This window comes from Roseateles sp. (assembly GCF_031397715.1).
GTDB lineage: Bacteria > Pseudomonadota > Gammaproteobacteria > Burkholderiales > Burkholderiaceae_C > Paucibacter_A.
In genome coordinates this window covers 1-5863 of the sequence record NZ_JANNMI010000141.1, presented here as the reverse complement: position 1 = coordinate 5863, position 5863 = coordinate 1, and the positions used below count along the sequence as shown (strand labels likewise).

General features: G+C 62.4%; 5 protein-coding genes. All 5 read left to right on the top strand.

Annotated elements, in window-relative coordinates; genetic code table 11:
• The first annotated feature begins 68 nt into the window (after nucleotides 1-68).
• Nucleotides 69-1190 carry an ABC transporter ATP-binding protein gene (locus tag RMO57_RS06090; protein WP_310385141.1) on the top strand — a complete coding sequence of 374 codons (1122 nt, stop codon included), beginning with the start codon at nucleotides 69-71 and terminating at the stop codon, nucleotides 1188-1190.
• A 15-nt stretch (nucleotides 1191-1205) separates the two neighbouring features.
• The gene (locus tag RMO57_RS06085; RefSeq protein ID WP_310385139.1) at nucleotides 1206-2144 is read left to right on the top strand and encodes an ABC transporter permease subunit; all 939 of its coding nucleotides are present in this window, start codon (nucleotides 1206-1208) and stop codon (nucleotides 2142-2144) included.
• Nucleotides 2141-3010, top strand: coding sequence for an ABC transporter permease subunit (locus RMO57_RS06080; protein ID WP_310385137.1), 870 nt, complete (start codon nucleotides 2141-2143; stop codon nucleotides 3008-3010). Before RMO57_RS06085 ends, RMO57_RS06080 begins: the two co-directional genes overlap by 4 nt.
• 55 nt (nucleotides 3011-3065) lie before the next feature.
• Complete coding sequence (locus RMO57_RS06075) at nucleotides 3066-4433, top strand: DUF3138 family protein (RefSeq protein ID WP_310385135.1); 1368 nt, start codon at nucleotides 3066-3068, stop codon at nucleotides 4431-4433.
• 14 nt (nucleotides 4434-4447) lie between these two features.
• Nucleotides 4448-5863, top strand: a 1416-nt coding sequence (locus RMO57_RS06070; RefSeq protein ID WP_310385133.1) for an aldehyde dehydrogenase, incomplete at its 3' end; no start/stop codon positions are given.

The following is a 5863-nucleotide window of genomic DNA, read 5'->3' as shown; positions in this document are numbered from 1 at the left end:
GCGCACCATGACGCGGCTCTACACAAGCTTCAAAACCGGGCTCTGAGCCGCTGCACGGAGAACGCCGAATGTCAAGCGCAGTACCCACCGTCGCGAGCGGCGAGAAGCCACCGTTTCTGCAGATCGACGACGTCGTGAAGGACTTCGGCGGCGGTGCCGTGGCCGTCAACCATGTCAGCATCGACATCGCGCAGGGGGAGATCTTTGCGCTGCTCGGCTCGTCGGGCTGCGGCAAGACCACCTTGCTGCGCATGCTGGCCGGGTTCGAGACACCGACCTCGGGGCGGATCTTGCTCAACGGCAAGAACATCGCCGGCCTGGCGCCGTACGAACGGCCGTTCAACATGATGTTCCAGTCGTACGCGCTGTTCCCTCACTTGACGGTGCGCGACAACATCGCGTTCGGCCTGCAGCGCGACGGCATGGCCAAGGGCGCGATCCGCGAACGCGTCGACGCCATGCTCAAGTTGGTGCAGCTGACCAAGTTCGGCAAGCGCAAGCCGCACCAGCTGTCGGGCGGGCAGCAGCAGCGCGTGGCACTGGCGCGCAGCCTGGCCAAACGGCCGCAAATGCTGCTGCTCGACGAGCCGCTGGGCGCGCTCGACAAGAAACTGCGCGAAGAGACGCAGATCGAACTCGTCAACATCATCGAGGACGTCGGCGTGACATGTGTCATGGTCACCCACGACCAGGAAGAGGCGATGACCATGGCCTCCCGCATCGCGGTGATGAGCGAGGGCCGGGTGTTGCAGGTCGGTGCGCCGAGCGACATCTACGAAACGCCGGCCACCCGCTTCGTGGCCGACTTCATCGGCAACGTCAACATGATGGAAGGCACATTGAGCGTCGACGAGCCCGACCATGTCGTGATTGAATGCGCTGACTGCAAGCATTATGTGGGCCACGGCATCACCGGCACTGCCGGCATGGCGGTCGGCGTAGCGCTGCGGCCCGAGAAAATTCGCCTGACGTCCGAAAAGCCTGAGGGTGAGTTCAATCAGGTGCTGGCCAAGGTGCACGAGCTGTCCTATTTTGGGGCCTTCACCGTCTATCACCTGCAACTGCCCAGCGGTCAGATGCTCAAGGTCAGTGAAAGTAACCTGGCACGTCACCGGGCCGACCCCTTGACCTGGGATCAGCAGGTCTGGGCCTCCTGGTCACCGACGGCACAAGTCGTGCTGATTCATTGAGCCCGGGCCGCCACCATGCAGCGCCCCAATTTCCTACGCCGGCTGTTGAGTGGCCGCAGCGCCGTGATCGCCCTGCCCTATGGCTGGTTGTTGATATTTTTCGCCTTGCCGTTTTTGATCGTCTTGAAGATCAGCGTCTCCGAGATGGAGACCGTGCACTTCAAGGACCTGCTCAGTTATGCCGACGGCGTGTGGCGGCTTAGCCTCAAGACCAGCAACTATGTCTTCATCACCCAGGACGATCTCTACATCAAGGCCTATCTGGCCAGCCTTAAGTACGCGGCCATCACCACGCTTGGCTGTCTGTTCATCGGCTACCCTTTCGCCTACTTCATGGCGCGCGCCAAGACCGCGCTGCAGCCGGCCCTGCTGATGCTGGTGATGCTGCCGTTTTGGACCAGCTTTTTACTGCGTGTCTATGCCTGGAAAGGCCTGCTGGGCGAGCATGGTTGGGTGTCGGACGCCGTCATCGGCTTAGGGCTGGACCATCTGCTGCTGGCTGCCGGCATGATCCCGGCTGCGGGCAAACTGATGAACTCGCCGTTCTCCCTGGTCATCGGCATGGTCTACACCTACCTGCCCTTCATGATCCTGCCGCTGTACGCCAATTTGGCCAAGCTGGACCTGCGTTTGCTGGAGGCTGCGAGCGATCTTGGCGCGACACCGTGGCAAGCGTTCTGGCGCATCACGGTGCCACTGTCCAAGGCCGGCATCATCGCCGGCGCGATGCTGGTCTTCATCCCTTGCGTGGGCGAGTTCGTGATCCCCGAGCTGCTGGGCGGCCCGCAGACCTTGATGATTGGGCGCGTGCTGTGGGACGAGTTCTTCAGCAATAACGACTGGCCGATGGCCTCGGCCGTGGCCGTGGTGATGGTGCTGTTGATCATCGTGCCGCTGGCCTTGTTCAATAAGTACCAGGCCGAAAGCCAGAGCGGCACGGGAGCCAAGTCATGACGCGCGCCTTGCTCGGGCCCACAGCGACGATCTGGTTCGGCCGCATCTGGTTGATGCTGGGTTTTGCCTTCCTCTTTCTGCCCATCCTGGCGCTGATCGTCTACTCCTTCAATGACTCCAAGCTGCCCTCGGTCTGGGGGGGCTTCACGCTCAAGTGGTACCGGGAGCTGAGCAGCGACACCGAGATGTTGACGGGACTCAGGCTCTCGCTGGAGATTGCCTTCGCCACCGCCTGCGCCTCGGTGCTTTTGGGCACTTTTGCCGCCTTTGCACTGGTCAAGTACAAACGCTTTGGCGGCCGCACGCTGTTTGCCGGCATGGTCAGCGCGCCGCTGGTGATGCCCGAGGTGATCGTCGGCCTGTCGCTGCTACTGATGCTGGTGACGCTGCAGCGCGCCATGGAAGCCAGCCTGGGTTGGAGTTTGCCCAAGGGCGTGTTGACGATCTGGTTCGGCCATCTGCTGCTCGGCATGGCCTATGCCACGGTGGTGATTCAGGCGCGCTTGACCGAGCTCAATCCGCAACTGGAAGAAGCGGCGATGGACTTGGGCGCCAAACCGCTGCAGGTGTTCTTGCTGGTGACGCTGCCAATGATTACTCAGTCGATGTTCTCGGCCTGGCTGTTGACCTTCACGCTGTCCTTGGACGATGTGGTGCTGTCGGCCTTTTTGAGCGGCCCGGGCTCGACCACGCTGCCGTTGGTGATCTTCAACCGCGCGCGTTTGGGCGTCAGCCCCAGCATCAATGCGGTCGCCACCGTCATCATCGTGGTGGTGGCGCTAGGCGTGGTGCTGGCCAGTTACTTGATCGCACGGGCTGAGCGGCGGCGCAGTGCCGAGATGGCCGCAGCCCAGCGCGGTGGCTGAATTCAATTGAGACAACAAACCGGAGAACCTGATGAAATTTCCAGTATTCGCAGCAATGACTCTGGCAATTGCAAGCGCCTATCCCAGCGCCGCCCTGGCGCAGTCCAACGACGAGTTGTTGAAAGAGCTGCGCGCGCTGCGCGACCGCGTCAATCAACTCGAAGAACGACTGAAGGCCAATGAAGCCAAGCCAGCCGCCGGGGCAGCCGCCGGCGGCACTGCCCAATGGGGCATGACACCGCAGCAAGCGCAGGACTTCAACCGCATTGCCGTCAAGACCGAGGCGCTGGAGGACAGCACCGAGGCGATGGGCTTGAAGGGCCTGAAGATCAGCGGCTATATGGACCCCAGCTACATCTACAACCGCAATCAGAACCGGGCCGGATTCCAGTTCCTGAACAATGTCGAAAATGGCGGCTACCACTACGACAACTCCTACATCGGCACGGTCGCACTTGACCTGCTCAAGGAGACCGAAGGCGGCACGCGCTGGCGCTTGACCCTGTCGCCCAACCGCGGCACCGACGCGGTGATAGGCAATGGCGGCCTGGTCCAAGAAGCGAGCGTGTCGATACCTCTTGGTGATCTGCAAACGCGGCTGATTGCCGGCCATATCCCCGACTGGTCCGGCTACGAATACCTGCCGCCGACACAGAACAAGCTCATCACCCATAACTTGTTATTCGACTTCACCCTGCCCACCGCCTACACCGGTGCCGGCGTCGAGCTGACACGCGGCAAATGGATCACCAAGGCGGTGCTGGCCAACTTGAACGCATCGATGCTGCCCTCGGGTGAGAAGTCGCCGGTGATTGCCTACCGGGTCGATTACGCCAAGGGTGAGTTCGACGGTTTCGGTTTTGCCGGCGTGCACGGCAAAGCCGCCAACGCCATCGGCGGCACCGGCAACACCATGCTGAATCTGTTCGAGATCGATGGCTATTACATACGCGGCGATTGGACGCTGCAGGGCCAAGTCAGCTATGGCGGCCAAAAGCGCGCGTCCATCACGGCCAACCCGGACAACGACGAGCTGCGCAATTCCGAATGGATGGGCGTCTCCGGCTTGGTGGCCTATAAGTTCAGCCCGCGCTTTGAAACCATCGCCCGCTTTGATTACTTGAAGAACGACAAGAACGGCGGCGGACTGTTGGGCTTTGGCTCCGACGCCCGCAATGGCATCGGCCCGCGCATGACCGGCCGCGACGTTGACACGCAAGACTTGTTGCTGACCGACACCGAACGCGGTGCCAACCGCAGCGCCTTGGCCTTAGGCGTCAACTACCTCTACGACCTCAACACCACCTTCAAGCTGGAGTACCGCTACGACCGCGCCGACCGCGAGGTGTTCGAAGTGGTCAAGAGCGGCAGCTTCTCCAAGAGCAACAACCTGCTCGGCGCCTCGGTGGTGGTGAAGTTTTAAGCGAGGTCTGAGCCATGAGCAAGCAAGCAATCAACTGGCATGAACGTGCCAGCGTTGTCAAGATCGATGGCCGGCCGTTCATAGGCGGGCGCCGAGTCGAAGGCCTCAGCGGTGAGCAGTTCGACTGCATCTCACCGATCAACGGCCAAAGCTTAGGGCCGGTGACGCGTGGCCAAGCCGCCGATATCGACGCAGCCGTCGCCTCGGCGCGCGCCGCCTTTGACGACGGCCGCTGGGCCAAGCGCCCGCCCGCAGCGCGCAAGCGCGTGTTGCTCAAGTTCGCCGAGCTGATCTTGGCCGCCAAGGAGGAGTTGGCGCTGCTGGAAACGCTCGACATGGGCAAGCCGATCCAGTATTCACTCGGCGTGGATGTGCCGTCAGCGGCGCGCTGCATCGCCTGGTATGCCGAGGCTGTCGACAAAATCTATGACGAAATTGCACCGACCGGCCCGAACGCCTTGGCGCTGATTCAACGCGAGCCGATGGGCGTGATCGGCGCCATCGTGCCCTGGAACTACCCGCTGATCATGTCGGCCTGGAAGCTAGCTCCGGCACTCGCCGCCGGCAACTCGGTGGTCTTGAAGCCTAGCGAAAAATCCCCACTGACCGCCCTGCGCTTGGCCGAGTTGGCCGTGGCGGCCGGCCTGCCCGAGGGCGTCTTCAATGTGGTGCCGGGCTTCGGTCACGAGGCGGGGGAAGCGCTGGCCCTGCATATGGATGTGGATGCCGTCGGCTTCACCGGCTCGACCCGAGTCGGTCGCAAGATGCTGGAATATGCCGGCCGCTCAAACCTGAAGCGGGTCTATAACGAGCTCGGCGGCAAATCGGCGTTTCTGGTTTTTCCAGACTTTGACGATCTCAAGCGCGCCGCGCAGACCGTTGCCGGCAGCATGTTCTTCAACCAGGGCGAGTCCTGCAATGCGCCCTCACGGGTCTTGGTGCACGCAGACATTGCCGATGAATTCATCGCCCTGGTGGCAGCCGAGGCGCCCAAGTACCAAGCGGGTGATCCGCTAGCCGCCAGCACGGTGATGGGCGCGCTGGTCGACGAGGGCCAGCTGCGCACGGTGCTGGGCTATATCGAGTCGGGGCTGGCCGATGGCGCCCGCGTCGTGGCCGGCGGTGTGCAGTCGCGGGCGGACAGCGGCGGCTACTTTGTCGAGCCGACGGTGTTTGAGGCACAGCCGCAGATGAAGATCGCACGCGAGGAGATTTTTGGCCCGGTCATGAGCGTGCTGCGTTTCAACGATGAAGCGCAGGCCGTGGCCATGGCCAATGACAGCCCTTACGGCCTGCAGGCCAGCGTCTGGAGCAGCCATATCGACCGCGCCCACCGGGTCGCGGGCGCCGTGGGCGGCCGCCCCCAGCATGTGAAACACGAAGGCGAAGAAGATATTAAGGTTGCCGTTTGGGGGTACCAAGAAAAGGGC

Bases quoted from the DNA above. Each gene is read 5' to 3' on its own strand.
- RMO57_RS06085 (WP_310385139.1), top strand. From the start codon at position 1,206: ATGCAGCGCCCCAATTTCCTACGCCGGCTGTTGAGTGGCCGCAGCGCC.
- RMO57_RS06090 (WP_310385141.1), top strand. From the start codon at position 69: ATGTCAAGCGCAGTACCCACCGTCGCGAGCGGCGAGAAGCCACCGTTT.
- RMO57_RS06080 (WP_310385137.1), top strand. From the start codon at position 2,141: ATGACGCGCGCCTTGCTCGGGCCCACAGCGACGATCTGGTTCGGCCGC.
- RMO57_RS06075 (WP_310385135.1), top strand. From the start codon at position 3,066: ATGACTCTGGCAATTGCAAGCGCCTATCCCAGCGCCGCCCTGGCGCAG.